At 70.7% G+C, this 26,384-nt stretch carries 23 protein-coding genes and 2 pseudogenes; 12 read left to right on the top strand and 13 right to left on the bottom strand.

What is annotated here, in order from left to right; all coding sequences use genetic code 11:
• Positions 1-56: 56 nt before the first annotated feature.
• Both ACIBK6_RS36880 and ACIBK6_RS36875 read right to left on the bottom strand, forming a co-directional pair.
• A complete protein-coding gene (locus ACIBK6_RS36880; RefSeq protein ID WP_399056950.1) occupies positions 57-737 on the bottom strand; it encodes a GtrA family protein in 681 nt (226 codons plus the stop codon).
• Positions 738-896: 159 nt separating this feature from the next.
• On the bottom strand, positions 897-1,097 hold the full coding sequence (locus ACIBK6_RS36875) for a hypothetical protein (protein WP_399056951.1): 201 nt from the start codon (positions 1,095-1,097) through the stop codon (positions 897-899).
• 90 nt (positions 1,098-1,187) lie between these two features.
• Here ACIBK6_RS36875 and ACIBK6_RS36870 point away from each other — a divergent pair, with 90 nt between their 5' ends.
• The gene (locus ACIBK6_RS36870) at positions 1,188-2,279 is read left to right on the top strand and encodes an RNA-guided endonuclease InsQ/TnpB family protein (protein ID WP_399056953.1); all 1,092 of its coding nucleotides are present in this window, start codon (positions 1,188-1,190) and stop codon (positions 2,277-2,279) included.
• A 172-nt stretch (positions 2,280-2,451) separates the two neighbouring features.
• Here ACIBK6_RS36870 and ACIBK6_RS36865 read toward each other — a convergent pair whose 3' ends face one another.
• Positions 2,452-2,871 (bottom strand): VOC family protein, encoded by a 420-nt coding sequence (locus ACIBK6_RS36865; RefSeq protein WP_399056955.1) that lies wholly within the window; start codon positions 2,869-2,871, stop codon positions 2,452-2,454.
• Positions 2,872-3,057: 186 nt separating this feature from the next.
• Between ACIBK6_RS36865 and ACIBK6_RS36860 the strand changes: the two are divergent.
• Positions 3,058-3,338: pseudogene (locus ACIBK6_RS36860) on the top strand (LysR family transcriptional regulator); the annotation flags it as partial.
• Positions 3,339-3,500: 162 nt separating this feature from the next.
• Here ACIBK6_RS36860 and ACIBK6_RS36855 read toward each other — a convergent pair.
• The 3 genes from ACIBK6_RS36855 to ACIBK6_RS36845 form a co-directional block, all read right to left on the bottom strand.
• A complete protein-coding gene (locus tag ACIBK6_RS36855) occupies positions 3,501-4,580 on the bottom strand; it encodes a serine hydrolase domain-containing protein (protein ID WP_399056957.1) in 1,080 nt (359 codons plus the stop codon).
• A gap of 287 nt (positions 4,581-4,867) precedes the next feature.
• Positions 4,868-6,658, bottom strand: a complete 1,791-nt coding sequence (locus ACIBK6_RS36850) for a hypothetical protein (protein ID WP_399056959.1) — start codon at positions 6,656-6,658, stop codon at positions 4,868-4,870.
• Positions 6,659-6,952: 294 nt separating this feature from the next.
• Positions 6,953-7,426: a hypothetical protein gene (locus tag ACIBK6_RS36845; RefSeq protein ID WP_399056961.1), complete on the bottom strand. Its 474-nt coding sequence runs from the start codon at positions 7,424-7,426 to the stop codon at positions 6,953-6,955.
• A gap of 736 nt (positions 7,427-8,162) precedes the next feature.
• On the opposite strand from ACIBK6_RS36845, the gene ACIBK6_RS36840 reads away from it, so the two are divergent.
• The 3 genes from ACIBK6_RS36840 to ACIBK6_RS36830 all read left to right on the top strand — a co-directional run bounded on the left by ACIBK6_RS36840 (position 8,163) and on the right by ACIBK6_RS36830 (position 12,088).
• On the top strand, positions 8,163-8,636 hold the full coding sequence (locus ACIBK6_RS36840; protein WP_399056961.1) for a hypothetical protein: 474 nt from the start codon (positions 8,163-8,165) through the stop codon (positions 8,634-8,636).
• A 294-nt stretch (positions 8,637-8,930) separates the two neighbouring features.
• A complete protein-coding gene (locus ACIBK6_RS36835; RefSeq protein WP_399056959.1) occupies positions 8,931-10,721 on the top strand; it encodes a hypothetical protein in 1,791 nt (596 codons plus the stop codon).
• Positions 10,722-11,008: 287 nt separating this feature from the next.
• Positions 11,009-12,088: a serine hydrolase domain-containing protein gene (locus tag ACIBK6_RS36830; RefSeq protein ID WP_399056957.1), complete on the top strand. Its 1,080-nt coding sequence runs from the start codon at positions 11,009-11,011 to the stop codon at positions 12,086-12,088.
• A 162-nt stretch (positions 12,089-12,250) separates the two neighbouring features.
• Here the strand turns inward: ACIBK6_RS36830 and ACIBK6_RS36825 are convergent.
• Positions 12,251-12,531, bottom strand: a pseudogene (locus ACIBK6_RS36825) (LysR family transcriptional regulator); the annotation flags it as partial.
• A 186-nt stretch (positions 12,532-12,717) separates the two neighbouring features.
• Between ACIBK6_RS36825 and ACIBK6_RS36820 the strand changes: the two are divergent.
• The gene (locus tag ACIBK6_RS36820; protein WP_399056955.1) at positions 12,718-13,137 is read left to right on the top strand and encodes a VOC family protein; all 420 of its coding nucleotides are present in this window, start codon (positions 12,718-12,720) and stop codon (positions 13,135-13,137) included.
• A 172-nt stretch (positions 13,138-13,309) separates the two neighbouring features.
• On the opposite strand, the gene ACIBK6_RS36815 is transcribed toward ACIBK6_RS36820, so the two are convergent.
• Positions 13,310-14,401, bottom strand: a complete 1,092-nt coding sequence (locus tag ACIBK6_RS36815; RefSeq protein WP_399056953.1) for an RNA-guided endonuclease InsQ/TnpB family protein — start codon at positions 14,399-14,401, stop codon at positions 13,310-13,312.
• Positions 14,402-14,491: 90 nt separating this feature from the next.
• On the opposite strand from ACIBK6_RS36815, the gene ACIBK6_RS36810 reads away from it, so the two are divergent.
• From ACIBK6_RS36810 to ACIBK6_RS36785, 6 genes are all read left to right on the top strand, one after another.
• Positions 14,492-14,692 (top strand): hypothetical protein, encoded by a 201-nt coding sequence (locus ACIBK6_RS36810; RefSeq protein WP_399056951.1) that lies wholly within the window; start codon positions 14,492-14,494, stop codon positions 14,690-14,692.
• A gap of 159 nt (positions 14,693-14,851) precedes the next feature.
• On the top strand, positions 14,852-15,532 hold the full coding sequence (locus ACIBK6_RS36805; RefSeq protein ID WP_399056950.1) for a GtrA family protein: 681 nt from the start codon (positions 14,852-14,854) through the stop codon (positions 15,530-15,532).
• A 100-nt stretch (positions 15,533-15,632) separates the two neighbouring features.
• Positions 15,633-16,379 (top strand): RDD family protein, encoded by a 747-nt coding sequence (locus ACIBK6_RS36800; RefSeq protein ID WP_399056948.1) that lies wholly within the window; start codon positions 15,633-15,635, stop codon positions 16,377-16,379.
• A gap of 94 nt (positions 16,380-16,473) precedes the next feature.
• Entirely contained in the window at positions 16,474-18,876 is a 2,403-nt protein-coding gene (tap, locus tag ACIBK6_RS36795; protein ID WP_399056946.1) for a telomere-associated protein Tap, read from the top strand.
• Positions 18,877-18,885: 9 nt separating this feature from the next.
• A complete protein-coding gene (tpg, locus tag ACIBK6_RS36790) occupies positions 18,886-19,443 on the top strand; it encodes a telomere-protecting terminal protein Tpg (RefSeq protein WP_399056944.1) in 558 nt (185 codons plus the stop codon).
• A gap of 433 nt (positions 19,444-19,876) precedes the next feature.
• Positions 19,877-20,608, top strand: coding sequence for a TetR/AcrR family transcriptional regulator (locus ACIBK6_RS36785; protein ID WP_399056943.1), 732 nt, complete (start codon positions 19,877-19,879; stop codon positions 20,606-20,608).
• A 36-nt stretch (positions 20,609-20,644) separates the two neighbouring features.
• Here the strand turns inward: ACIBK6_RS36785 and ACIBK6_RS36780 are convergent, their stop codons facing one another.
• From ACIBK6_RS36780 to ACIBK6_RS36760, 5 genes are all read right to left on the bottom strand, one after another.
• Positions 20,645-21,286, bottom strand: a complete 642-nt coding sequence (locus ACIBK6_RS36780) for a hypothetical protein (RefSeq protein WP_399056941.1) — start codon at positions 21,284-21,286, stop codon at positions 20,645-20,647.
• A gap of 536 nt (positions 21,287-21,822) precedes the next feature.
• On the bottom strand, positions 21,823-22,227 hold the full coding sequence (locus ACIBK6_RS36775; RefSeq protein ID WP_399056939.1) for a DUF6009 family protein: 405 nt from the start codon (positions 22,225-22,227) through the stop codon (positions 21,823-21,825).
• Positions 22,224-23,690, bottom strand: a complete 1,467-nt coding sequence (locus ACIBK6_RS36770) for a phage/plasmid primase, P4 family (RefSeq protein WP_399056964.1) — start codon at positions 23,688-23,690, stop codon at positions 22,224-22,226. The genes ACIBK6_RS36775 and ACIBK6_RS36770 overlap by 4 nt, the downstream gene beginning before the upstream one ends.
• A gap of 59 nt (positions 23,691-23,749) precedes the next feature.
• Entirely contained in the window at positions 23,750-24,874 is a 1,125-nt protein-coding gene (locus ACIBK6_RS36765) for a bifunctional DNA primase/polymerase (protein WP_399056937.1), read from the bottom strand.
• Positions 24,875-25,604: 730 nt separating this feature from the next.
• Positions 25,605-26,306 (bottom strand): TetR family transcriptional regulator, encoded by a 702-nt coding sequence (locus ACIBK6_RS36760; RefSeq protein WP_399056935.1) that lies wholly within the window; start codon positions 26,304-26,306, stop codon positions 25,605-25,607.
• Positions 26,307-26,384: the final 78 nt, after the last annotated feature.

Below are 26,384 nucleotides of genomic sequence, written 5' to 3'. Positions count from 1 at the left end.
CGGCCGAGGTCACTGCTCTCGCGTATCCAGATGTTTCGGTCGGCGGCGCAGGCCCGTCAGGCCCGCACCCGAGCGGTGCTGAACTGCCTTCCCTGCCCCGGCCGTTGGCCCGCCGTGCCGCTGGGCGGCCGACGCCGTCCACGCTGCGCCCGGCCCGGCGACGACCCCCAGTAGGCGCTCCCCACTCGACGGCCCCCACCGGCCCCCACGAGTCCGAGGTCGTCCCAGCGACCCGCCTGCCGGGACACAACCGCCTTGACGGGAGCCGTAGTTGGCTCGTCGGGGCGGCTCTCCGGCAGGTCCTGGCCCCGTCCGTCGCCGTCGCCGAAGACGAACAGGCGGAGCACGACGAAGCGTCCGATGCCGGCGAGCCCGGCGGCCGAGAGGTAGACCACCTGCTCCCACAGCACCCCGGGCGACGCGACGAGCAGATGCAGTACGAACATCGCGGCGCAGGTCACCACGTAGGCCCCGGCGGCCGAGCCGAAGGACTGCAGATGCCGACGCCACCCGGCCCGGCCGCCCCCGAAGGTGAAGCGGGAGTGCAGTTCGGTGGCGACGACGGTCGACGCGACGGTGGTCAGCGCGTTGGCCAGCGCCCAGGGAATCACCAGGGCCAGCAGCGCCAGGGAGACGGTGGAGGCCACCCCCGTACCGCCGCCACACGCCACGAACCGGACGAACGCGCCGAACGGGCCCGGCGCTGTGGAGAGTTGACTGCCACTCTCTGACTTCATGACCAACCCCCCATTCGACCCGCACGGCGTTCGTTCTAACGAACACTGTACGGGTCGCGCACAGTGTTCGCAACCCTGGACGCTGTACGTAGACGCGAGAGCGGCGACCATGACCCGCAAGGGCCGCGCTCACCGCTCTCGGCGTCTCAGGCAGCCCGGTCAGTGGACGGCGAGGGGCGCCTCCGTTTCGGGCAGCCCCGCGTCGGCCTCGCTGTCGGCGGCGGGGGCTCCCTTCCCCTTCATGAGGAAGGCGGCCAGGACCGCGGCGCCCACGACACCGGCGGCGCCGACCAGGAAGCTGGCGGACATGGCGTCGGTGAAGGCGCTGTGGGTGGCGGACAGTGAAGGTGCTGTATCCATGGCACGGAGGGCGCGGAGCGCGGGAGTTCGGTGCGTTGTCAGTGGCTCGCACTATGTTGATCGCACCTTGACCGAAGGGGGGTGGGCCGGGTGATCCGTGCGTACACGTTCCTCATGCGGCCCACCGTGGGCCAGCGGGTCGCGCTGAGTGAGATGCTGCGGGATCACTGCTCGCTGTACAACGGGGCGTTGCAGGAACGCCGCGACGCGTGGCGGCACGTGTCGAAGACGGGCATCACGTACGGGGTGCAGTCGGCGCAGCTCAAGGAGATCCGGGCGTTCGATCCGGAGCGTCAGGGCCGCTGGTCGTTCTCCTCTCAGCAGGCGACGTTGCGCCGGCTGGACAGGGCGTTCGCCGCGTTCATCCGGCGGGTCAAGTCCGGTGAGACGCCGGGCTATCCGCGTTTTCGGGGTGCGATGTGGTTCGACACGGTGGACTTCCCGAAGGACGGTGACGGCTGCCGCTGGGATGCCACCCCGCACGACCCGACCACCCGCGTCCGCTTCCAGGGTGCCGGGCACGTCAGGGTCAACCAGCACCGGCCGGTGGTCGGTAAGGTCAAGACCGTCTCCGTCAAGCGTGAGGGCAAGCGCTGGTACGTCATCCTCACCGTCGAGCAGGAACAGCCCGGGCCTCTGCCGCCGACCGGCAGTGTGGTCGGCGTCGACGTGGGCATAGCCAACTTCCTCGCCGACTCCAACGGCGCCTTCGTGCCCAACCCCCGGCACGGCCGGAGGGCCGCCGCGAAGCTTGAAGCCGCACAGCAGGCTCTCGCCCGGTTGCCGCGTGTGCGCCGCGACAAGCGGACGGCCAACCATCAGCGGGCCGTCGCCAAGGTCGCCGACCTGGACCGCAAGGTGCGCCGCCAGCGCCTGGACCACGCCCACAAGACCGCGCTTGACCTCGTACGCCAGCACGACGTCATCGCGCACGAAGACCTCAAGATCCGCAACATGGTTAAGGCTCCCGCGCCGAAGCCCGACCCCGGGATGCCGGGCGGCTTCCTGCCCAACGGGGCCTCCCGGGCCTGCCCCGAATGCGGGCACGTCGCCAAGGAGAACCGGCCCACCCAGGAGAAGTTCCACTGCGTCTCGTGCGGCCACACCGCACACGCGGACACAGTGGGCGCACTCAACGTTCTACGGGCCGGGCTGGTCCGTCGCAAAGCCCAACCGGCATAGCGAGAAGCCCCCTCGTTTACGAGGGGGAGGAGTCACATGCATCTCTCGGATCGGCGCGCGCCGAACAGCCCTGTGACGGGCGCGGCACACGGGAAAGGGGGGGAGGCGGCGTACGCGATGCGTGGCGCTCGCCCGGGCAGGCGTACGCGATGTGCTCGCCGCGCCTGGTGGGTCAGGCCCCTGCGGGCGGGGTCCATTCGACGAGTTCGACGATGACGCCGTTGGGGTCGGTGAGCCGCAACTGCCAGTTGCCCCACGGCTGTTGACGCAGCGCAGTGATGATGGGCGCGCCTTCGCGGCGCAGCCGGTCGTGTTCGTCGGCGATGGCGGTCACCGTGAACGACACGGTCACGTCCTGGGGGCCCGGACGGTCCCGGGGCGGGTCTTCGGGAGAGCGCTCAAGGAGCACGATGTCGGCGGCCGCGTCGTCGCGGCCGAGACAGATGTAGCCCTCACCGCGCACCACTTCCCGGAAACCCAGGTGGGTCGTGAAGAACTCACTGGAGGCGGCCGCGTCGGCGATGTGCAGGGAGATGGCGGACGAGGTGATGTTCACGGCGTCGGCGACCGCCCGGCGCTCGGCCCGCCGCACCGCGCTGTCCGCCGCGCGGTGACGCGATCCATGGTCACGTCAGACTTGCCCTCCGATCTGGTGGCCCGTTGTCGCCGGAGCGACTTCCGGCGGCGCTCTCCAGCATCACGGGGGCCCCGGCGCCGAACAACGGCCGATCCTGCAACGGTGGTTAACACAGAGGTTTACGAACGGGGGCGGGGCACGGTGGAGCTGCGCGACATCGAGATATTCCTGACCTGGCGGAGGAGCTGCACTTCGGCCGCACGGCCGAGCGGCTCCACGTATCACCGGCCCGGGTCAGCCAGGCCGTCAAGAAGCAGGAACGCACCATCGGCGCCGCCCTGTTCGAGCGCACCAGCCGTGCCGTGCGGCTGACCGCCGTCGGCGAGCGGCTGCGGGACGATCTCCGGCCCGTCTACCAGGGTCTCCGGGAGAGCCTGGAGCGGGCCCGGACGGCAGCCCAGGGCAAGACCGATGTGCTGCGAACCCTCCACGACGCACCGCTGCTGAGCTGGTGCCTGGTCTGGCGCAACGACGACGACGACGACAACGACAACGACAACGACAACGAGATGATCCACGCCTTCGCCCGCATCGTGCACGGCCTCGGCACCCGGGCGCTGTGACCGTCCGCCCCAGCCGGCGGGTCACGACGCCGACCGGGCCTCCCGGGAGGCGTCCGGGCGGAACTCGGCGTCCAGCACGTCGGTGAAGATGCCGATCGGGTCGTCCCAACCACCCTGGGCCCAATCGGCGTTGATGTTGACCGCCACCATGCGCGACCCGTCACGGCTGCCATAGGCGTACGACCACGATCCGAGGACGGCGCCGCCCATGCCCCAGACCGTCGTCCCGCACGGCAGCTCAAGCGAGGAGACGCCGAGGCCGTACCGGGTGCCCGGGACCCACCCCCGGGTGGGGACGGTGGTGAACATCGCGCGCTGCTGCTCGTCCGGGAGGATCCGCCCCCCGAGCAGCGCGCCGAAGAACTCGTTCAGCTCCCCGGCCGTGGAGATCATGCTGCCCGCCGCCCAGTACGGGCTCGGGTCCAGCTCGGTCGCGTCGTAGATCTCGGCGTCGGGGTCGGGCAGATACAGATTCGTGTAGTGCTGTGAGTGCGGTTCGGCGATCTTCGCGTCGTCGCCGTGCGGCAGGTACGTACCGGCAAGGCCGAGCGGCTCGGTGATGCGCCGGGAGATCTCGTCGGCGAGCGCTCCTCCGGTCACCCGCTCGATGACCATCCCGGCGAGAATGTAGTTGGTGCTGGAGTACCCCCAGCCCGTGCCCGGCTCGAACGGGGCCGGATGAGCCATGGCGATTTCCACGAGCTGCTGGGGCGTGAAGGTGTCGCGGGACTGCAACGCCGGATAGTCCTCGGTGTAGCTGAAGATCCCGCTGGTGTTGTCGAGCAGCTGCCTGACGGTGATCCGGCCGCCGTCGTGGCCGTTGCCCAGGACCATGCCCGGCAGCCACTTCTCGACGGAGTCGCCGAGGCTCAGCCCGTGTTCCGCGACGAGCTGCAGCACCACGGTGGCCACGAACGTCTTGGTGATGCTGCCGATCCGGAACCGGTCCTGCTCGCCCCGCTCCCGGCCGGTCTCGGTATCGCCCACCCCGGCCGATCCGAACCAGCGCCCCTCGCCGTCCCGCACCTCGGCGAGAATCCCGGGAACTCCCCCTTCAGCCACGGCCCGCCCGAGCTCCCGCTCCACCCCGCTCGCCACCATCGCCCCCGCCTTCCACCTGCTCCGTGCCGCGCGCTCCGTGAGGAGGCACGAAGGAGAACCGGACACTGTCGGTTCCTCACGGTAGTCAGCCAAGTGCGGGCGCGGTGGCTCGGCAGATGAGGGGCGCTCAAGAACGCTTCGAGGGGCCGCCGTTGGGCCCGGCGTCGTCACACCACCGCCTGCGAGGTCAGGGGCGGGTGGGGCCACCTGGCGCCGGGGCAGTTCACCAGCAACCGCCCCGGCGCCCTCTCCTGCGCTCAACCGGCTGGCTGTCCCGCCCGGCTGCCTCACGACGCCTCCCGCTCCCCCGCCACTTCCCGCGCCCGGTGCCGCGCGCACACCGTCCGGGTCGGCAGTGCGGGTCGGTCGCACGGCAGGCCGTCCCACCCGGCGCACACCGCCGACGGCCGGGCACCTTCGGCCTCGGTCTCTCCCCCGACCTGAGCGTGCTGTTCGCGGCACGGCTTGCACAGCCCGTCGGTGCGGGCCTTTCCGGTCAGGACGATCCGGCAGCCGCACTCGCCGCAGTCGGCACGCGGTGGTGCCGGTGGCTGCGGTGGATCAGGGACGACGGCTGCACCGTCCGAGGGGCGACGCGGCGCGGCAGCGGCCCCGGTGTCGTACGGGCCGAGTTGACCGCTCTGGCGTCGCCGGGCCGCGCGTCTGTCCGCGACGACTTCCGCGCACACGGCGCAGGCAGCACCGGTGGACCACATCGTTCCGGCCTCGCAGTCCAGATGGCCGCAGCCCCATCTCGGCAGGGCCACGCCAAGCAGCCAGCGCCCGGGGTCGCGGATCTCGGACGGCGACGTACCGGCGAAGCGGACCGTGAGGCGGTGGTGCAGGCGTGCGGCGTCCGTGCCACCGCGCAGCTGGCGGCCCACCTCCCGGGCGATCTGGCGGACCAGGAAGGGGCTGTCGACCTGCTGCAACAGCCAGTGCACGGGTTCGAGCACGGCGTAGATCCGCGGGCTGAGGGTGAGCTGTGGTCCGGTGTAGGGCTTGCCCACTCCCCCGCCGGTGCTGGGCCTCGCACTCTGCTTCGGTGGGGGTGAGGTGTCGGCATCCGCGCGAAGCGCGAGGCCTGCCGCAGGGTTCGCGGCTCGCGGTTCGCGACGGATTCTCGCGAGCTCGACGCGCGCATCCACCCGAGTCTCGCCTACGGCGGGTGAGGAAAGACGGGGTTCGTCCTCGGGTCGGGCAATTCTCTGGTCTTCCTTAGTCGCGAGCGATCCCCCACGAACCGGGGAACCCGATCCTTCACCAACAACAGGAGTCCGCAGGTCGGTCGAAGGGGTGGCAGGGCCACCGGCCGTGGTCTCCTCGACGGCGGCGTTCGAGCTCTCGTACCCGTCCGCTTCGGACCCGTCCGGTGCCATCGGCTGGGGCATGTCGTGGGCGACGTAGACATTGCGGCCCTGGTCCCCGGCCCGCCGGTGCACGCTGGCCCAGCCCAGCCCCGCCAAGCCGTCGACCACCGCCGCCGCCGCAGTGGCCGAGATCGGCTGCCCGGCACGCCGTCCCGAAAAGTGGCGCAGGTACCCGGCGAGTTCACGGAGAGTCAGCGGGATGCCCTGTGCCTGGGCGAACATCAGCACCGTGTAAGCCCGCAGTTGACGCGGTGTGAGGTCCTCACTTGCCGCGACCGGCAGCCATACGTACAGCTCGGTGGAGGACATGCGACGGACCCGGCGGCACGCGGTGGTGCCGGTGCCGCCGGGCAGGGAGCGGCGGGTGTTCTCGGGAAGTTCGATCACGCCGTCGGGGCGGGGGCTGCGCAGCTGCGCAAGTCCGCGCTCGACCGACGACGTTGACATGCCCATGTACGAGGCGAGCGTCACGGTTCCGGCCGTACAGCCCTCCGGCCGCTGCCCGAGGGCCTTGACCTTGATGTACACGGCCAGGGCGACGTCGGAGTAGAAGCCGGACGCCACCAGCGCCCAGGGCACCTTCACCCGCTGGCGCCGTTCCCGCTTGGTGGGGTGCCAGGTGGCAGCGCGTACGGGGGCGGGGGCGGGCCGCGCCGCCTGGGCGGATCCGCCAGTGGTACGGCGGGAGTTGGGGCTGGCGGCCCGCATGGCGGGGCGGACCGTAGTGCCGTGGAGGGACGGGGTGCGGGGCGAGGCTGGACCAGCAAAAGACAACACTGAACCAGCCCTCGTGCTGGTAGCGATGATGTGCTCCTGGCAGAGGGGAAGAAGGCAAAACGCCATCGCCGTTCGGCAGACTGCTGACGAACGCGGGGTGGGGGATTCAGTTGGGGGAAGGGCTGGGGGTCACCTCACGGGCGGTGGTTGCAGATGGATGTGGGGGTCTTGACGGGCGCCCAGGAGATTCGCTGACCGGCGAATCTCCTGGATGGGGCCTGGGACTCAGACGGAGGCCCTGGTGAGGGTGCGGTTCCGTCGCCGACGCGGCAGGTCCTCTATGGCGTCAGGGAGCTCGCAGATCCACAGCCCGATGGGGATGCGGAAGGCGGCCCGCCCTTCCAGGTGCTTGAGATCGAAGGCGGCGCGTTCCGCGGGCGTGGTGACCAGATAGACGGAGTCCTCCAGCACCCACAGCGCGGTCTCGCGCGTGGTGAGCGGATCGTCCACCGCCTGACGGGCCGCGTCCACCGCGCTGGACTGCCACAGTTCGAGGGGATGGCGAGCGCTGCGGGGGCGGCGGCTGCCGGGCCACACGATCTGGGAGACGAAGGCGTACACGCGCAGCGCGACGATCGCGTCTTCGAAATGGGGCTCGACCAGGACGCCTTCGTCGCGTGCCTTCCAGGCCCAGGACTCGCTGAGACCAGCGGCCAGAGCGACCGCACTGGTGCTGAGCTGGGCGTTTGTCACCGACATGGCGATCACTCCAGGGGTGCATGGGTTACTCGTGGTGATTACGTTACCGGAAATCGCACGTGACCTGCGCTGACACTAGAAACCGAGCGTGTTGTTGTTTCGTCAGCAGGTCTGCCGTGTCCGGTATTTGATGGCCTATCAGGAAACGCTAGTCCAACTGGGTCGGTTCATTGTTCTCGCGACAGCTGGACAGTTAGGCAGCAAGCACGTCAGTTAGACCGTCCGTCCGTCAGTAAGCAAGACAGACAGTTCTAGGGCAACAAACAGCGCAACATCCATCCCGACAGAGATCGCTGTACACATCGGTTTATGTATCGGGATACTTGCTGGTCGGCGCCTGGATGCGGATGTGGGTGTGGCCCGTGCCTAGGCACGGGCCACACCCACATCCGCATCCAGGCGCCGACCAGCAAGTATCCCGATACATAAACCGATGTGTACAGCGATCTCTGTCGGGATGGATGTTGCGCTGTTTGTTGCCCTAGAACTGTCTGTCTTGCTTACTGACGGACGGACGGTCTAACTGACGTGCTTGCTGCCTAACTGTCCAGCTGTCGCGAGAACAATGAACCGACCCAGTTGGACTAGCGTTTCCTGATAGGCCATCAAATACCGGACACGGCAGACCTGCTGACGAAACAACAACACGCTCGGTTTCTAGTGTCAGCGCAGGTCACGTGCGATTTCCGGTAACGTAATCACCACGAGTAACCCATGCACCCCTGGAGTGATCGCCATGTCGGTGACAAACGCCCAGCTCAGCACCAGTGCGGTCGCTCTGGCCGCTGGTCTCAGCGAGTCCTGGGCCTGGAAGGCACGCGACGAAGGCGTCCTGGTCGAGCCCCATTTCGAAGACGCGATCGTCGCGCTGCGCGTGTACGCCTTCGTCTCCCAGATCGTGTGGCCCGGCAGCCGCCGCCCCCGCAGCGCTCGCCATCCCCTCGAACTGTGGCAGTCCAGCGCGGTGGACGCGGCCCGTCAGGCGGTGGACGATCCGCTCACCACGCGCGAGACCGCGCTGTGGGTGCTGGAGGACTCCGTCTATCTGGTCACCACGCCCGCGGAACGCGCCGCCTTCGATCTCAAGCACCTGGAAGGGCGGGCCGCCTTCCGCATCCCCATCGGGCTGTGGATCTGCGAGCTCCCTGACGCCATAGAGGACCTGCCGCGTCGGCGACGGAACCGCACCCTCACCAGGGCCTCCGTCTGAGTCCCAGGCCCCATCCAGGAGATTCGCCGGTCAGCGAATCTCCTGGGCGCCCGTCAAGACCCCCACATCCATCTGCAACCACCGCCCGTGAGGTGACCCCCAGCCCTTCCCCCAACTGAATCCCCCACCCCGCGTTCGTCAGCAGTCTGCCGAACGGCGATGGCGTTTTGCCTTCTTCCCCTCTGCCAGGAGCACATCATCGCTACCAGCACGAGGGCTGGTTCAGTGTTGTCTTTTGCTGGTCCAGCCTCGCCCCGCACCCCGTCCCTCCACGGCACTACGGTCCGCCCCGCCATGCGGGCCGCCAGCCCCAACTCCCGCCGTACCACTGGCGGATCCGCCCAGGCGGCGCGGCCCGCCCCCGCCCCCGTACGCGCTGCCACCTGGCACCCCACCAAGCGGGAACGGCGCCAGCGGGTGAAGGTGCCCTGGGCGCTGGTGGCGTCCGGCTTCTACTCCGACGTCGCCCTGGCCGTGTACATCAAGGTCAAGGCCCTCGGGCAGCGGCCGGAGGGCTGTACGGCCGGAACCGTGACGCTCGCCTCGTACATGGGCATGTCAACGTCGTCGGTCGAGCGCGGACTTGCGCAGCTGCGCAGCCCCCGCCCCGACGGCGTGATCGAACTTCCCGAGAACACCCGCCGCTCCCTGCCCGGCGGCACCGGCACCACCGCGTGCCGCCGGGTCCGTCGCATGTCCTCCACCGAGCTGTACGTATGGCTGCCGGTCGCGGCAAGTGAGGACCTCACACCGCGTCAACTGCGGGCTTACACGGTGCTGATGTTCGCCCAGGCACAGGGCATCCCGCTGACTCTCCGTGAACTCGCCGGGTACCTGCGCCACTTTTCGGGACGGCGTGCCGGGCAGCCGATCTCGGCCACTGCGGCGGCGGCGGTGGTCGACGGCTTGGCGGGGCTGGGCTGGGCCAGCGTGCACCGGCGGGCCGGGGACCAGGGCCGCAATGTCTACGTCGCCCACGACATGCCCCAGCCGATGGCACCGGACGGGTCCGAAGCGGACGGGTACGAGAGCTCGAACGCCGCCGTCGAGGAGACCACGGCCGGTGGCCCTGCCACCCCTTCGACCGACCTGCGGACTCCTGTTGTTGGTGAAGGATCGGGTTCCCCGGTTCGTGGGGGATCGCTCGCGACTAAGGAAGACCAGAGAATTGCCCGACCCGAGGACGAACCCCGTCTTTCCTCACCCGCCGTAGGCGAGACTCGGGTGGATGCGCGCGTCGAGCTCGCGAGAATCCGTCGCGAACCGCGAGCCGCGAACCCTGCGGCAGGCCTCGCGCTTCGCGCGGATGCCGACACCTCACCCCCACCGAAGCAGAGTGCGAGGCCCAGCACCGGCGGGGGAGTGGGCAAGCCCTACACCGGACCACAGCTCACCCTCAGCCCGCGGATCTACGCCGTGCTCGAACCCGTGCACTGGCTGTTGCAGCAGGTCGACAGCCCCTTCCTGGTCCGCCAGATCGCCCGGGAGGTGGGCCGCCAGCTGCGCGGTGGCACGGACGCCGCACGCCTGCACCACCGCCTCACGGTCCGCTTCGCCGGTACGTCGCCGTCCGAGATCCGCGACCCCGGGCGCTGGCTGCTTGGCGTGGCCCTGCCGAGATGGGGCTGCGGCCATCTGGACTGCGAGGCCGGAACGATGTGGTCCACCGGTGCTGCCTGCGCCGTGTGCGCGGAAGTCGTCGCGGACAGACGCGCGGCCCGGCGACGCCAGAGCGGTCAACTCGGCCCGTACGACACCGGGGCCGCTGCCGCGCCGCGTCGCCCCTCGGACGGTGCAGCCGTCGTCCCTGATCCACCGCAGCCACCGGCACCACCGCGTGCCGACTGCGGCGAGTGCGGCTGCCGGATCGTCCTGACCGGAAAGGCCCGCACCGACGGGCTGTGCAAGCCGTGCCGCGAACAGCACGCTCAGGTCGGGGGAGAGACCGAGGCCGAAGGTGCCCGGCCGTCGGCGGTGTGCGCCGGGTGGGACGGCCTGCCGTGCGACCGACCCGCACTGCCGACCCGGACGGTGTGCGCGCGGCACCGGGCGCGGGAAGTGGCGGGGGAGCGGGAGGCGTCGTGAGGCAGCCGGGCGGGACAGCCAGCCGGTTGAGCGCAGGAGAGGGCGCCGGGGCGGTTGCTGGTGAACTGCCCCGGCGCCAGGTGGCCCCACCCGCCCCTGACCTCGCAGGCGGTGGTGTGACGACGCCGGGCCCAACGGCGGCCCCTCGAAGCGTTCTTGAGCGCCCCTCATCTGCCGAGCCACCGCGCCCGCACTTGGCTGACTACCGTGAGGAACCGACAGTGTCCGGTTCTCCTTCGTGCCTCCTCACGGAGCGCGCGGCACGGAGCAGGTGGAAGGCGGGGGCGATGGTGGCGAGCGGGGTGGAGCGGGAGCTCGGGCGGGCCGTGGCTGAAGGGGGAGTTCCCGGGATTCTCGCCGAGGTGCGGGACGGCGAGGGGCGCTGGTTCGGATCGGCCGGGGTGGGCGATACCGAGACCGGCCGGGAGCGGGGCGAGCAGGACCGGTTCCGGATCGGCAGCATCACCAAGACGTTCGTGGCCACCGTGGTGCTGCAGCTCGTCGCGGAACACGGGCTGAGCCTCGGCGACTCCGTCGAGAAGTGGCTGCCGGGCATGGTCCTGGGCAACGGCCACGACGGCGGCCGGATCACCGTCAGGCAGCTGCTCGACAACACCAGCGGGATCTTCAGCTACACCGAGGACTATCCGGCGTTGCAGTCCCGCGACACCTTCACGCCCCAGCAGCTCGTGGAAATCGCCATGGCTCATCCGGCCCCGTTCGAGCCGGGCACGGGCTGGGGGTACTCCAGCACCAACTACATTCTCGCCGGGATGGTCATCGAGCGGGTGACCGGAGGAGCGCTCGCCGACGAGATCTCCCGGCGCATCACCGAGCCGCTCGGCCTTGCCGGTACGTACCTGCCGCACGGCGACGACGCGAAGATCGCCGAACCGCACTCACAGCACTACACGAATCTGTATCTGCCCGACCCCGACGCCGAGATCTACGACGCGACCGAGCTGGACCCGAGCCCGTACTGGGCGGCGGGCAGCATGATCTCCACGGCCGGGGAGCTGAACGAGTTCTTCGGCGCGCTGCTCGGGGGGCGGATCCTCCCGGACGAGCAGCAGCGCGCGATGTTCACCACCGTCCCCACCCGGGGGTGGGTCCCGGGCACCCGGTACGGCCTCGGCGTCTCCTCGCTTGAGCTGCCGTGCGGGACGACGGTCTGGGGCATGGGCGGCGCCGTCCTCGGATCGTGGTCGTACGCCTATGGCAGCCGTGACGGGTCGCGCATGGTGGCGGTCAACATCAACGCCGATTGGGCCCAGGGTGGTTGGGACGACCCGATCGGCATCTTCACCGACGTGCTGGACGCCGAGTTCCGCCCGGACGCCTCCCGGGAGGCCCGGTCGGCGTCGTGACCCGCCGGCTGGGGCGGACGGTCACAGCGCCCGGGTGCCGAGGCCGTGCACGATGCGGGCGAAGGCGTGGATCATCTCGTTGTCGTTGTCGTTGTCGTTGTCGTCGTCGTCGTCGTTGCGCCAGACCAGGCACCAGCTCAGCAGCGGTGCGTCGTGGAGGGTTCGCAGCACATCGGTCTTGCCCTGGGCTGCCGTCCGGGCCCGCTCCAGGCTCTCCCGGAGACCCTGGTAGACGGGCCGGAGATCGTCCCGCAGCCGCTCGCCGACGGCGGTCAGCCGCACGGCACGGCTGGTGCGCTCGAACAGGGCGGCGCCGATGGTGCGTTCCTGCTTCTTGACGGCCTGGCTGACCCGGGCCGGTGATACGTGGAGCCGCTCGGCCGTGCGGCCGAAGTGCAGCTCCTCCGCCAGGTCAGGAATATCTCGATGTCGCGCAGCTCCACCGTGCCCCGCCCCCGTTCGTAAACCTCTGTGTTAACCACCGTTGCAGGATCGGCCGTTGTTCGGCGCCGGGGCCCCCGTGATGCTGGAGAGCGCCGCCGGAAGTCGCTCCGGCGACAACGGGCCACCAGATCGGAGGGCAAGTCTGACGTGACCATGGATCGCGTCACCGCGCGGCGGACAGCGCGGTGCGGCGGGCCGAGCGCCGGGCGGTCGCCGACGCCGTGAACATCACCTCGTCCGCCATCTCCCTGCACATCGCCGACGCGGCCGCCTCCAGTGAGTTCTTCACGACCCACCTGGGTTTCCGGGAAGTGGTGCGCGGTGAGGGCTACATCTGTCTCGGCCGCGACGACGCGGCCGCCGACATCGTGCTCCTTGAGCGCTCTCCCGAAGACCCGCCCCGGGACCGTCCGGGCCCCCAGGACGTGACCGTGTCGTTCACGGTGACCGCCATCGCCGACGAACACGACCGGCTGCGCCGCGAAGGCGCGCCCATCATCACTGCGCTGCGTCAACAGCCGTGGGGCAACTGGCAGTTGCGGCTCACCGACCCCAACGGCGTCATCGTCGAACTCGTCGAATGGACCCCGCCCGCAGGGGCCTGACCCACCAGGCGCGGCGAGCACATCGCGTACGCCTGCCCGGGCGAGCGCCACGCATCGCGTACGCCGCCTCCCCCCCTTTCCCGTGTGCCGCGCCCGTCACAGGGCTGTTCGGCGCGCGCCGATCCGAGAGATGCATGTGACTCCTCCCCCTCGTAAACGAGGGGGCTTCTCGCTATGCCGGTTGGGCTTTGCGACGGACCAGCCCGGCCCGTAGAACGTTGAGTGCGCCCACTGTGTCCGCGTGTGCGGTGTGGCCGCACGAGACGCAGTGGAACTTCTCCTGGGTGGGCCGGTTCTCCTTGGCGACGTGCCCGCATTCGGGGCAGGCCCGGGAGGCCCCGTTGGGCAGGAAGCCGCCCGGCATCCCGGGGTCGGGCTTCGGCGCGGGAGCCTTAACCATGTTGCGGATCTTGAGGTCTTCGTGCGCGATGACGTCGTGCTGGCGTACGAGGTCAAGCGCGGTCTTGTGGGCGTGGTCCAGGCGCTGGCGGCGCACCTTGCGGTCCAGGTCGGCGACCTTGGCGACGGCCCGCTGATGGTTGGCCGTCCGCTTGTCGCGGCGCACACGCGGCAACCGGGCGAGAGCCTGCTGTGCGGCTTCAAGCTTCGCGGCGGCCCTCCGGCCGTGCCGGGGGTTGGGCACGAAGGCGCCGTTGGAGTCGGCGAGGAAGTTGGCTATGCCCACGTCGACGCCGACCACACTGCCGGTCGGCGGCAGAGGCCCGGGCTGTTCCTGCTCGACGGTGAGGATGACGTACCAGCGCTTGCCCTCACGCTTGACGGAGACGGTCTTGACCTTACCGACCACCGGCCGGTGCTGGTTGACCCTGACGTGCCCGGCACCCTGGAAGCGGACGCGGGTGGTCGGGTCGTGCGGGGTGGCATCCCAGCGGCAGCCGTCACCGTCCTTCGGGAAGTCCACCGTGTCGAACCACATCGCACCCCGAAAACGCGGATAGCCCGGCGTCTCACCGGACTTGACCCGCCGGATGAACGCGGCGAACGCCCTGTCCAGCCGGCGCAACGTCGCCTGCTGAGAGGAGAACGACCAGCGGCCCTGACGCTCCGGATCGAACGCCCGGATCTCCTTGAGCTGCGCCGACTGCACCCCGTACGTGATGCCCGTCTTCGACACGTGCCGCCACGCGTCGCGGCGTTCCTGCAACGCCCCGTTGTACAGCGAGCAGTGATCCCGCAGCATCTCACTCAGCGCGACCCGCTGGCCCACGGTGGGCCGCATGAGGAACGTGTACGCACGGATCACCCGGCCCACCCCCCTTCGGTCAAGGTGCGATCAACATAGTGCGAGCCACTGACAACGCACCGAACTCCCGCGCTCCGCGCCCTCCGTGCCATGGATACAGCACCTTCACTGTCCGCCACCCACAGCGCCTTCACCGACGCCATGTCCGCCAGCTTCCTGGTCGGCGCCGCCGGTGTCGTGGGCGCCGCGGTCCTGGCCGCCTTCCTCATGAAGGGGAAGGGAGCCCCCGCCGCCGACAGCGAGGCCGACGCGGGGCTGCCCGAAACGGAGGCGCCCCTCGCCGTCCACTGACCGGGCTGCCTGAGACGCCGAGAGCGGTGAGCGCGGCCCTTGCGGGTCATGGTCGCCGCTCTCGCGTCTACGTACAGCGTCCAGGGTTGCGAACACTGTGCGCGACCCGTACAGTGTTCGTTAGAACGAACGCCGTGCGGGTCGAATGGGGGGTTGGTCATGAAGTCAGAGAGTGGCAGTCAACTCTCCACAGCGCCGGGCCCGTTCGGCGCGTTCGTCCGGTTCGTGGCGTGTGGCGGCGGTACGGGGGTGGCCTCCACCGTCTCCCTGGCGCTGCTGGCCCTGGTGATTCCCTGGGCGCTGGCCAACGCGCTGACCACCGTCGCGTCGACCGTCGTCGCCACCGAACTGCACTCCCGCTTCACCTTCGGGGGCGGCCGGGCCGGGTGGCGTCGGCATCTGCAGTCCTTCGGCTCGGCCGCCGGGGCCTACGTGGTGACCTGCGCCGCGATGTTCGTACTGCATCTGCTCGTCGCGTCGCCCGGGGTGCTGTGGGAGCAGGTGGTCTACCTCTCGGCCGCCGGGCTCGCCGGCATCGGACGCTTCGTCGTGCTCCGCCTGTTCGTCTTCGGCGACGGCGACGGACGGGGCCAGGACCTGCCGGAGAGCCGCCCCGACGAGCCAACTACGGCTCCCGTCAAGGCGGTTGTGTCCCGGCAGGCGGGTCGCTGGGACGACCTCGGACTCGTGGGGGCCGGTGGGGGCCGTCGAGTGGGGAGCGCCTACTGGGGGTCGTCGCCGGGCCGGGCGCAGCGTGGACGGCGTCGGCCGCCCAGCGGCACGGCGGGCCAACGGCCGGGGCAGGGAAGGCAGTTCAGCACCGCTCGGGTGCGGGCCTGACGGGCCTGCGCCGCCGACCGAAACATCTGGATACGCGAGAGCAGTGACCTCGGCCGGTCAGCGCCGTGCCCACCGCCCTTGCCACACAGCGGGAGACGACATGCACACCAGCGCAGCGGACCTGTTAACGCCCGAGAGCCGCTCCGACGACCGTCCCGACAGCCGCCCCGACAGCCGGCTTGAGAACCGCCCCGCGATCGCGCGCCGGGCGGTGGCCTGGTCGGTGGACTTCGCGCTCGTCCTCGCCGCGGCGTACGCCATCGGCGTCTACACCGCCCACCAGATCGCCGACGTCTGGCACAACGCCCCCGAACTCGGCCTGTCCACCTGGCAGATCGTCACCGGCGACGGCGGCGCCATCGGCAAGGCGGGCCACCTCGCGACCTCGCTCTGGCACAACGTGGTCGTAGCCGTGATCCAGGGCTTCCTGCTCCTGGCCGCCACCACCTTCGCCTACCACTGGGCCACCCTCACCTTCGCGGGCCGCACCCTGGGCAAGGTGCTGGTCGGCGTGCGCATCACCCCGCACACCCCGGGCCGTGCCGCCGCCCGTGCCGCCGTCACCACCCTCGCCGATGTCGGCTGCTTCGCCTTCGCCTGCTGCCTGCTGGTCTCCGGACACCTCGTCTGGGCCGTCCTGGCCTGGCTGGGAGCGGTGGCCGTGTTCTGGTTCAACGCGCTGTCCGCGTACTCGGGCCGCACCGTGGCCGACCGGGTGGCGGGAACGGTCGTCGTGTACGCCCGTACGTCCGCCCACACCCCGGCGCCGAGCCCGCAGCCCCAGCCGTTCGCCCCCGCCGCGCCGCCCATGCCGCAGTACCAGCCCCAGTCGACCCTGACGCCGTGAGGCCCGGCGGCACCCCTTCCACTCCCAGCGACGTGCGTTTCGCGTGTGATTCGATGTGCGATTCGTATAGGGTGCGCTGCTGGAGGTGATGGATGTGGCCGATGAGCAGGACGAGTTGTTCGCCTCGATCGACGCGCTGCTGGAGCAGGTGTACGCGCAGGACGGGCTCCCGGAGCCCGCGGAGCGCAAGCGTCTGCGGAAGGCCGCGGGGCTGAGCCAGGAACAGGTCGCCAGGGCGCTGGACGTGCGCCGGGAGTCGGTGACGTCCTGGGAGGCCGGGCGCACGGAACCCAGGCCGCCGAAGCGGGCCGCCTACCTCCGCCTCCTGGACGGCCTCGCCGCCCGCCACCCGGCGCCGCAGGCCGCGGCCCCGGCGGCCGAAGTGCCTGAGGCGTCCGAGGCGTCCGAGGCGTCCGGCAGGCCAGCCGCTGTGCCGCGGCCTGCGTCCGAGTCGGCCGCTGTTCCCGAGTCGGCCGCCGCTTTCGAGGCCACCCCCCAATCGGCCGCCGCTCCTGAACCGGCCGCCGCGCCCGAGCCGACTGCCACGCCAGTTGCGCCTCTTGCCACCTCAGCCGCGGCTCCGCTGCCCGCGCCCGCCCGGCCGTCTGCGACGGTGCGCCGTCCGGCCGCGCAGAAAGCCGCGCAGAGGCCTCCGGCCAAGGCCGGGGCGAACACCATGACCATGACCAAGACCACGGCCATTACCGCCACCGCCGCCGCCAAAACCGGGGCCAAAGCCCGGGCCAAGGCACCCGCCCCCGTAAACGATCCGCGGTTCGCGCACGGTCCGATCGCCGTTCTGGACGGGGACGGATCCGCGTACTGCGTCGGCGGTCTGGTCCTGGACTGCCCGGCCGATGACATCGGCTCGCTGGTCGAATGGGCCCTGAACGAGGTGAAGTTGGGGGCGTCCCGGCTGCACCGCTCGGGCAAGGACGCTGACCCGCTGGTCGTCCTCACGGAGGCGGCCGCCGAACACCTCGGGCTTCCGGCCGCTCTGGAGGACCGGCGGGGCCTGCGGCTGCCGGAGGACCACAAGGCCGTCCAGCAGATCACCAAGGCGAAGTGGAAGCTGACCAGGCGCGGCTTCGGCCCGTGGGCCCGCGTCTACCGCCCGGCGCGTGCCGGGCAGCGTCAGTGCGTGCAGTTCGCGGTCCTGCCGTGGGGCGCGCTCGACGCCCGCGCCTGGGGGAGTGCGGGCCAGTTCCCGCCGGCCGAACTCGCCCGCGTCCTTGGCGACTACGCGACCCGGGTCATCACCCCGCGCGGCTCGACCGCCGTATCGGGTCTGGAGCTGATGACCGCGCTGCGCCCGCCGACCCGGGCGGTGAAGGACCCGCACTCCGACGCGTGGGTGTCCGGCCCGATGCCGGGCTCCCTCACCGAGCCGGTCGACCCGGCGCCCCCCGAGGCGCCCGACGAGCACCCCGTCGTCACCGCCCGCCACCCGCGCGGCCACCAACGCACCCCCGCCGACGTCCTCGACGAAGAGGCCTTCGACTGGATCCGGGACCCGCAGCTGCTCACCGATGCCGAGTGCACGCGGAAGTTCGCGGTGGGCATCGATGTGAACACGGCGTTCCTCGCCGCCGCGAACCGTCTCGTGGTCGGCCTCGGGGCGCCCGTCCACGTCACCGCCCCCGCCTTCGACAAGACGGTGCCCGGCTGCTGGCTCATCGACCTGTCGGGCATCGAGATGGACCCGCGCCTGCCCAACCCCTTCACATCGGACGGCGTACGCCCCGAGGGACCGGCCTGGTACGCGACTCCCACCGTGGCGTACGCCCATGAGCTCATCGGCGCGTACGGCCTGCCCGTCGCCCTCGCCCCCGTCGAGGCATGGCTGCGTCCGGAGAGCGGACCCTATCTCGACCCCTGGTACAAGCAGTTGAGCGAGGCGTACAAGGCGACGATGGCCGACCTCGGCATCGAATCCGGGATGGACGAGGGCGCGTTCCTCGCGGCGATGGAGACGTACAAGCAGACCGATCCGGGGACCGCCGCCGTACTGTCCGCGATCAAGTCGACGGTCAAGGGCGGCATCGGCAAGCTGCGCGAGCGGCCGCAGGGCGCGGGCTACCGGCCCGGTGAACGCTGGCCCGCGCTGGAACGCCCCACCTGGCGCCCCGACATCCGGGCCGCGGTGATCTCCACGGCCCGGGTCAACATGCACCGCAAACTGATCAAGACCGCCCTGGCGACGCAGCCGGTGGCGGCCCCCGTCGGGCACCTGCACTTCGCGGATGAGGCGCTGCTGCCCGTCGCCCTGCTGTCCGACTGCGCGGTGTACCTGGCCGACGGGCCCGGCCCGCTGGACTTCCTGCCGTACACCCCCGAGGGGAAGCCGGCACCCGGTACGTTCCGTCTCGGGGTCAGCCCCGGCATGGTCAAGCACGAGGGCACCCAGGAACTGCTGTGGGCGGTGAAGATGCTCGACGAAGGCCACAACCCCGCCCGGCACATCAAGGGCACCGACGCCGCGATCGACGGAGAGTAGACCACCTCGATGGGCATCATCGGCGACAGCCTCGACAAGGCCGCGGCGAACACGTTCACCCGGCCGCTCCCCAAGTCCGCCCAGGCGCAGATGAAGTTCCTGGTGAAACAGGAGAAGGGCTCCACCAGGGTGGTGGCGCAGCTGCTCGGCGTCTCCCAGCGCACCGTGGAGCGCTACCTCAAGGGCCAGCTCAAGCAGCCCCGTCCGGAACTCGCCGCCCGGCTCCGGGGCGAGGTGCGCAAGCGGTGGCAGCCGAAGGTCCGCGCGAGGGCGCAGCAGCAGGCCGCGGCGACCGGCGGCATCGTCATCGAGACCCGCGCCCGGTTCGGCTACACCGCGGCCCCCGGCACCTCCGACGACGGCCGGCTCCGCCTCATCACCCAGTCCCTGCCCCCCGCGTACGCGGCCCGCCTCTTCGAGGCGCAGTCCTCCGGCGCCACCGAGCAGCAGCTCCAGTCCATCGCCGCCGAAGGCCTCCAGGAGATCTACTTCAAGGACCGCGGCCGCCGGGCCCGCGACCTGCTGGTGGAGTTCACCGACATCGACTATGTGGAGCTCGACTACTAATCGAGTATGTGAAGCTCGGCTACGAGGGGTCGCGGACAAGACTGCTCGCGAAGGGCGTTGGCCGTCCCCGACGACGCGGAACTGGCACGAGCTCATCACCGAACTGTCCACGCGCAGCGACGAGTTCCGGCGGATCTGGGACCACCGGTGGGCTGGGAGTCGGCGGGGGTTTGGGGTTTGCCGCAGCCGCTGTGCCAGGTCCCCGCATCGCGGAAGCCACCTCGCGGGCAACAGCTCCAGACAGTAAGCCCGATCACCCGCCGACCCGCCTTGCCCGGGCCGGTCACGGCCAATTGGCGTACGCCCCACAAGGATCCGTGGAGGAGCCGTCCAGAACGAGGGGACGTACGGCGTTCGGTGTACGCATTATGCGAACGGCATGGCTACGGTAGGCCGTACAAAGATCGTTCACCTGGAGAAAGAGGACTGCCTTATGTCTGGCGATGAGACGCCGATCCCCTCGGTGTGGACCCGTCCGCACCGGCAGCGGGAGCAGTTGAGCCGCGAGCAGATCGTGTCCGAGGCCGTGGCGCTGCTGGACTCCGAGGGGCTCGATGCCCTGAGCATGCGGCGCCTGGGGACCCGCCTGGGCGCCGGGGCCACCTCGCTGTACCGGCATGTGGCCAGCAAGGACGAGCTCATCGAACTCGTCGTCGACGAGGTATACGGCGAGCTGGAAGTACCGCCCGCCGACGATGCCACGAGCTGGCGGAAGGCCGCCAACCACAGCGCCCACAGCCTGCGTTCGATGGTGCTGCGGCACCCGTGGGTCGCTTCCGTCCTCGGGCAGGTCGGGCTCGTCCACCTCGGGCCGAACGTGATGCGGATGTCGGACCGCATGCTCGCCGTGTTCGGCACGGCCGGCTTCGCCGCGGAAGAGGCCGACCAGGCCATGAACACCGTCATCGCCTGCGTCATCGGCATGACGACCAGCGAGGCCGCCTACCTGTCGATGATCGCCCGCAGCGGCAAGGACGAGCAGGAGTGGATGGAGAACCTGATGCCGGCCGCCGAGCAGGCCGCGCAGGACTACCCGCGCCTGCGCGAGGGCCAGAGCGCGCAGCGGGGCAAGAACCCCCAGCAGATCCGCGAGGATAACTTCGCGTACGCCCTCGAACGCGTCCTCGACGGCCTGGAGGCCCGGCTCTCCCGTACGGGCGGCTAGCGGACGGCGGCCCGAGCCAGGGGGCGCCTCGCCCGGTCAGCGGCGGGGCCAGCCGTAGGCGTCGATGAACTGTTCCAGGACCGGTGAGGTGCCGATGGCGAGCAGGATGCTCGCCTCCAGGCTGTCGGCGAAGCCGGCCCCGGGCCGGTTGGCGGCGCGCTCCATCCGCTCCTGCGTGCTGACGGCGACCATCCCGCCGCCGACGACGTGGTGCCAGATCTCGGCGTACTGGCTGGCCGGCAGCACCAGCGCCGTCGATCCGCGCTCGGGGCGCGGGCCCTGGAACTCCAGCTTCAGCTTGACCAGCGGAGCGGGGCCGCCGAATCCCGCCCACGCGGTGCCGACATCCATCCGGTCGTAGAGCGCCACCCCGCCGATCTCGTCGAGCAGCGCGAACGCCTCGGCGAACTGGGGCGCCGGCCCGAAGGTGCGCTCGTCCTCGTGCACGAGGACGGTGAACAGGGCGTCCAGTGGTGTGAGGCCCGGCCCGTTCTCCGGCTGGACCACCGCCGCCCCGGCGGCGAGTACCGTCCCGGCGAGGAAGTCCTGCCGATGCCGTCCCTCGTCCCCGGGCTCGAAACGCGTACTGCGGATCAACTGCCCCTGCATCGGCGCCCCCAGCAACGGCCCGCCCGCCCGCTCCCTGCGTGCCTCGCGCCGCCGTTCCTCACGGTTCATGGTGTGCCCCCGCCACTCGCGTACTGGTCCCGGCCAGCCTGCCACGATCCATGGCTGGCACACCTAGCCATCGACAAAGGTGACCGTCTCGGCGGCTCTCAACTGTTTTCGTAGACGTCCAGAAAGACGCCTCCCGCATCGCTGCCGACCCGCCGATCACCTGGCCGCGGGCTCTGCACCGCGATGACACCCGGCGGCGGGGAAACGTGACCGGTGAACGAGCACGACGGCGTCGCGAAGCGACCCGGATTCGTTCGGTCGCTGGCTCGGTCTCGGGAAGAAAGTGCAGGTCACAAGGGTACGGAAGACGAAACAGCGACTGAAGCGACTGAAGGCTCCTATCTATGACGTGCATACGCACACACGCACACGCACGCGGGAATGTCCTCATAGATCCGACTCTGGGTCGCTTCGGTCGCTGGTCGCTCGGTGAGATGCCCGCTGACCTGGGAGTTCTCCAACTCCCTTGGTCCGCCCGTTCAGTCGCTGAGGCGCTGTACGGCTTCAGTCGCTGTCCGGGGAGAGGAGGGAGGTGCTCAGGCTTTCGGCAGGGTGATGCCGAGTTCGCGCATCGCCTCGGACTCCGGGCCGCCCTCGGAGCGCTGCGTCTTGTAGCCCTTGACGCGGGGAGCGATCGTTCGGGGGTCGACGGCTTCCGACGGGGCGCCCGATGCGTAGAGGCCGCCCGGCTGACCGTCGCGGTCGTGGGGGGCCAGCCAGAACACGCGGCGCAGGAAGGTGCCGGAGGCGCGCGAGGAGCGGGCGTCGGGGCCGAGCACCGCGTAGCCGACCATGCGGCCGCCGCGGTGGTAGGCGGGCTTGCCCCGGCGGGTGGGCAGCCGGTCCAGGCTCTGGCGCACGTAGTCCAGGTCCGTCGTGTCCTCGAGCCACACGAGCTCGCTCTCGTGGGCGAGCTGCTCGGGCTCGATCAGGGCGCTCATGAGGTTGCTCCCACTTCAGCGTTGAGCCCGATGCCGGGATAGAACTTCCGCTGATTCGAAAGGATCATGTCTTTGGGGGTGGCGATGCCGACAGTCTCCCGTACCCGGGCGGCGAAGGCCCTGGACGAGACCGGGTTGGCACCTTCCAGCTGGCACCAGTTCTTGTAGCTGTTGTAGAGCTGGGCCTGCTCGGCGCGCATGGCGGGCTCCAGCGTGCAGCACTCGCCCAGGAAGCGCCCGGTGTGGTCCTCGGTCTCGGCGTACGCGGTCGTGGCGGTACGGACCTGCTGCGGGCCGGTGAGGTCGCGGGAGCCGGTGAGGTAGCGACGGGCGCCGGTTACCAGCCAGTTGAGGATGCCGGGGCCCTCCTCGGTGACCAGGACGTCGGCGAGGTTGTCCACCTGGCGGTCGTCCGCGACGACCCGCTCGAAGGGGATGAGCTTCATCCTGCGCCAGAACGCGTAGCCACCGGTGCCCACTTCGGGACGGTGGTTGCCAAGCAGCCACAGCTTGTGGGTCGGGCTGAAGCCGAAGAAGTCCTGACGCATCCGGCGGGCCTTGATGCGGTCGCCGCCGGTGAGCAGCTTGACCCGGGCCTCGTCGAACCGGTCGCCGGGCTTGAGCTCCGAGCACACGATGATGCGCCGGCCGTGCAGCTCGGCCAGGTCGGTGGGGTGCCCCTCGAAGGGGCGGGCCATCAGGAACCCGGGCGGGGCGGCGTCGGCGTAATCGCCGAGCAGCTTGACCATCACGTCCAGCAGTACGCTCTTGCCGTTCTTGCCCTGCCCGTAGAGGAACGGCATGATCTGCGCGCCGACATCGCCGGTGATGGAGTACCCGAGCAGTACGTGCAGGAAGTCGATCATCTGGCGGCCGTCGGCGTCGTCGCCGAAGGTGTCGGTCAGGAACTGCTGCCAGCGCGGTGTGGCCATGGTCCGGGACGGGACGCTCGTGGCGCGCGAGTGGTAGTGCTTCTCGGGGTCGGGCGGGGCGAGGGTGCCCGTGGTGAGGTCGATGACGCCCTCGGGGGTGCACAGCGCGTACGGATCGGCGTCCAGCAGGGAGGCGTTGAGGACCATGCCCGGTGCGGCCTTGGCCTGCATCAGCATGGCCTTCATCCCCGACGTCGACAGCGCCCGGCGCCGGTGGCGGCGCAGCGCGGAGTCCGGGTACCGCGCGCGGGCATCGGTCTCGGCGAGCGACTCGGCCATCTCACCGGCTGCCCACAGGACGTTGTCGTCCTCGTCGATCTCCCAGCGGAAGCCGGACCAGCGGTACCAGCCGAGCCCCGGCACATGCCGGAAGTCCCGCCCGTACAGGGACACGAACAGCTTGGCGTTTCCCCGGTCGCTGAGGCTGTCCGGCAGCAGCCCGTGCTCGGTGGCCTGGGCCGCCATGGATTCAGGCGCCGCGGACTCGGGGGCCGGCTGGGCGGGGACGGCGCCGTCGGGGGAGCCGAGCATGATCTGGCGGGCGACTTCGACCGGGTCGAACAGCCCCTCCTGGGAGGACGGTGCGTCGGTCACGTACGTACTCCCGGATCGAGCGGCCGTCGGCTCCCCGCGCTCATCCCGCTCCGGATGATCTGCAGACAGCGGCGTTCCTGGCCGGGGCGCGCCTGCGCGGCGGCCGCCACCAGCACGGCCTCCGCGTCGGCGAGGTTCATCCGGCCGGCTCCCACCAGGCCGCCCGCGGTGAAGGCGGCGCGGTTGAGCTTCTCGGTGAAGCCCGCGCCCTCGGCGGTGGCGGCGCACTCCGTCACCGAGGTCAGCACGGTGGCCAGGGCGCGCGCCGCGGCGTCCCGGCCACCGCTCGCGGCGATGACGGCGGCCCGGGCCCGGGAGGGAACGGGCGTCGCGGTACGGGGAGTTGTGGACGAAGGGCGGTGGCCGGTGCGCTCCAGTTCCGCGGCGAGCCAGTTCGGCAGCGGGGCCGGGCGCCTGACGGGACGGCAGGCGGTGTACGTGCCGACGGCGGTCGTGGTGCCGGGCGCGATGATGTAGCCCCCGTGGGCCCGCACATCGACCTGCCAGGCCAGCGCCCGCCGGGCACTTGAGCCGTTCGAGCACCGCCAGGTGTGTCCGGGCCGCGCGGTGTACCACAGGTGCAGGCCCCCCGAGGGGGTGCGCACCCGCAAGGTGGTGTCGTCCTGGCTCGGGTCCGGTGCGCCGCGCAGGGCCGCCAGCAGGGCCAGGCTGTGGAAGCCGTGCCGCAGACCGCCCAGGGACACCGAGGCGGGGATGTGGATGCCCGGCAGCAGCCGGTCGGGGTCCGGCAGCGGCGCCGCGTGCGCGTCCACGTCGATCACCACGAGGTTCGCGGGCCCGCAGGCCACGCCCACGCCGAAGCGGGGCTGCTCGGACCACCAGGCCAGGATCCGGGCGGTGTCGGTGGTGGCGGCGTGGAATCCGTGGCACCAGCGACCGGCGGCGATGCAGGGGCATCCCTGGGCGCTGTGCGGTTGGTCCCGGCAGGGGGCGCAGTTGGCGGCGGGCGTCTTCCGGCCCGGCGCCAACGGAAGTACGGGCCAGCCCTGTTCGGCGCACCACAAAGCGGTGCTCAGCGGCGTCCCCGCTCTGCGCCCCTCGTGCTCGATCGCTACCCGCTGCGATGAGTCGCTACCTGAAAACCCCAGGTCAGGGGGCATGGGTGGTTCCTTTCAGCGACCGTAGCGACTCACGTTCTAGATGCGTTCAGCACAGGCTAGTGCAGAGCGCTCGAACAGTCTCGCGGTCGGCGAACTCGACGAGGCGAAGATCCCCGACCGGGGCGGCCGCCCCGTGCAGCGACCGAAGCGACCGTCTCCGGGCATTGATGTCGACAAGAGGGGAGAGGGGTGCAACTTCCGCTTCTGTGCCACTTTTTGACGAACCGTCCGTTGGTGGCGGCACTGCTCTGCCGCCGCCCCGGCACCGGTCCGGCCGCGGCACGCCGGGCGGCCGGAGGAGGCGGTGGGAACGGCTCGGAAAGCAGCGCTGCCGACGGTTTCCGTACGGTCACCGGGGCCGGCCATCAGCCGGTCAGGAGCGCGTCCGTGTCGGAAGCGGGTCCACGTCAGGTACTACGTCCGCCGACACCGGCCGCCGCGCACTCGTCTGCGCGCCGTTGTGTCCGACGGACCCGGCGGTGACGTAAGAGAACGTCCCTCGGTGCTGAGCATGCCTTTTCCCCCGGGCGTGCGAAGTGGCGCCCCGCGGCCCGCAGGCGCGCAGAGCCTGGCTGTGCTGTGCGAGCACCGGCCCCCGCTGGCGGCCGATCCCCCTGGCGTGCGCCCGATCCGCCCTCACCCTTCGGCGCACTTCCCCAGCAAAATAAAGGGTGAGCGGTCTGTTTGTCGAGTGACGGGGGAGGTGTGCTGGGGCGGAAGCCGGGTTCCTTCAGGGGCGGAAGGACGGATCGTGACCTGATGGGCCGTCACCCAACTGTCCGGCCCGCCCGGTTGGCGCTGCCCGGTCGGTGTTCGAGGCCCATCCGGCCTGGCCTGGCTCATCGGTGACGCCCACTCCCGCCAGGGCAAGCCGCCAGACGCTTTCGAGCTGGGCGACGCCGCTCCCGGCTGCCACCCCCGTGCCAGGGCGGCCCCGCAGAAACGCCTCCGCGCCCGCCGTCAGGTACTCGACCAGCATCGTGACCTCCGCGGGCCGGGCCCCGCCCCGCAACTGCCCATTGCTGTGCGCCTGGTCGAGCAGTTGCTTGACGACCGGAAGCCAGATGTCCGACCAGCCTCCGGTGCCCGGCCGCTCCCTGGCCAGCCGTACCGCACAGCGCACGGCCGTCTCCTCCTCCAGCAGGCGGGTGAGCTCCAGGGACAGTTCGACGACCTTGCGCAGCGCGGGACCGGGCCGCGCCGAGACCCGCAGCAACGCGGCCTGGGTCAGCGCGCGGCCTTCGTCCATCACCGCGTCGGCGAGTTCGCCCTTGGTCGGGAAGTGGAAGGTGACGGCGCCGAGCGAAGTGCCCGCGGTCCTGCACACTTTGACCAGGGAGGTGCCCTCATACCCCTCCCGGTCGAAGTGCGCGGCAGCGGACCGCACGACGGCCGCCCGCGTCCGGAACGCCCGGCCCTGCTGCTTCGTCATGGTCGCTCCGAGTGGGGATTGCTGATGGACGTGTGGGGCGCGACGAGTCTCCGCGATACGGAAGTTCCGTGCTTCCGC

The sequence above is a fragment of the Streptomyces sp. NPDC050485 genome (assembly GCF_044458185.1).
In the GTDB taxonomy this organism is placed as follows: domain Bacteria; phylum Actinomycetota; class Actinomycetes; order Streptomycetales; family Streptomycetaceae; genus Streptomyces.
Note: the sequence above shows the minus strand (reverse complement) of the source record. Positions and strands in the feature narration are given on the sequence as shown.

Excerpts from the sequence above, each read along its gene's own strand:
- ACIBK6_RS36880 (WP_399056950.1), bottom strand. The coding sequence starts at position 737 with ATGAAGTCAGAGAGTGGCAGTCAACTCTCCACAGCGCCGGGCCCGTTC.
- ACIBK6_RS36875 (WP_399056951.1), bottom strand. The coding sequence starts at position 1,097 with ATGGATACAGCACCTTCACTGTCCGCCACCCACAGCGCCTTCACCGAC.
- ACIBK6_RS36855 (WP_399056957.1), bottom strand. The coding sequence starts at position 4,580 with ATGGTGGCGAGCGGGGTGGAGCGGGAGCTCGGGCGGGCCGTGGCTGAA.
- ACIBK6_RS36850 (WP_399056959.1), bottom strand. The coding sequence starts at position 6,658 with ATGCGGGCCGCCAGCCCCAACTCCCGCCGTACCACTGGCGGATCCGCC.
- ACIBK6_RS36845 (WP_399056961.1), bottom strand. The coding sequence starts at position 7,426 with ATGTCGGTGACAAACGCCCAGCTCAGCACCAGTGCGGTCGCTCTGGCC.
- ACIBK6_RS36840 (WP_399056961.1), top strand. The coding sequence starts at position 8,163 with ATGTCGGTGACAAACGCCCAGCTCAGCACCAGTGCGGTCGCTCTGGCC.
- ACIBK6_RS36835 (WP_399056959.1), top strand. The coding sequence starts at position 8,931 with ATGCGGGCCGCCAGCCCCAACTCCCGCCGTACCACTGGCGGATCCGCC.
- ACIBK6_RS36830 (WP_399056957.1), top strand. The coding sequence starts at position 11,009 with ATGGTGGCGAGCGGGGTGGAGCGGGAGCTCGGGCGGGCCGTGGCTGAA.
- ACIBK6_RS36810 (WP_399056951.1), top strand. The coding sequence starts at position 14,492 with ATGGATACAGCACCTTCACTGTCCGCCACCCACAGCGCCTTCACCGAC.
- ACIBK6_RS36805 (WP_399056950.1), top strand. The coding sequence starts at position 14,852 with ATGAAGTCAGAGAGTGGCAGTCAACTCTCCACAGCGCCGGGCCCGTTC.
- ACIBK6_RS36800 (WP_399056948.1), top strand. The coding sequence starts at position 15,633 with ATGCACACCAGCGCAGCGGACCTGTTAACGCCCGAGAGCCGCTCCGAC.
- tpg (WP_399056944.1), top strand. The coding sequence starts at position 18,886 with ATGGGCATCATCGGCGACAGCCTCGACAAGGCCGCGGCGAACACGTTC.
- ACIBK6_RS36785 (WP_399056943.1), top strand. The coding sequence starts at position 19,877 with ATGTCTGGCGATGAGACGCCGATCCCCTCGGTGTGGACCCGTCCGCAC.
- ACIBK6_RS36780 (WP_399056941.1), bottom strand. The coding sequence starts at position 21,286 with ATGAACCGTGAGGAACGGCGGCGCGAGGCACGCAGGGAGCGGGCGGGC.
- ACIBK6_RS36775 (WP_399056939.1), bottom strand. The coding sequence starts at position 22,227 with ATGAGCGCCCTGATCGAGCCCGAGCAGCTCGCCCACGAGAGCGAGCTC.
- ACIBK6_RS36770 (WP_399056964.1), bottom strand. The coding sequence starts at position 23,690 with ATGCTCGGCTCCCCCGACGGCGCCGTCCCCGCCCAGCCGGCCCCCGAG.
- ACIBK6_RS36765 (WP_399056937.1), bottom strand. The coding sequence starts at position 24,874 with ATGCCCCCTGACCTGGGGTTTTCAGGTAGCGACTCATCGCAGCGGGTA.
- ACIBK6_RS36760 (WP_399056935.1), bottom strand. The coding sequence starts at position 26,306 with ATGACGAAGCAGCAGGGCCGGGCGTTCCGGACGCGGGCGGCCGTCGTG.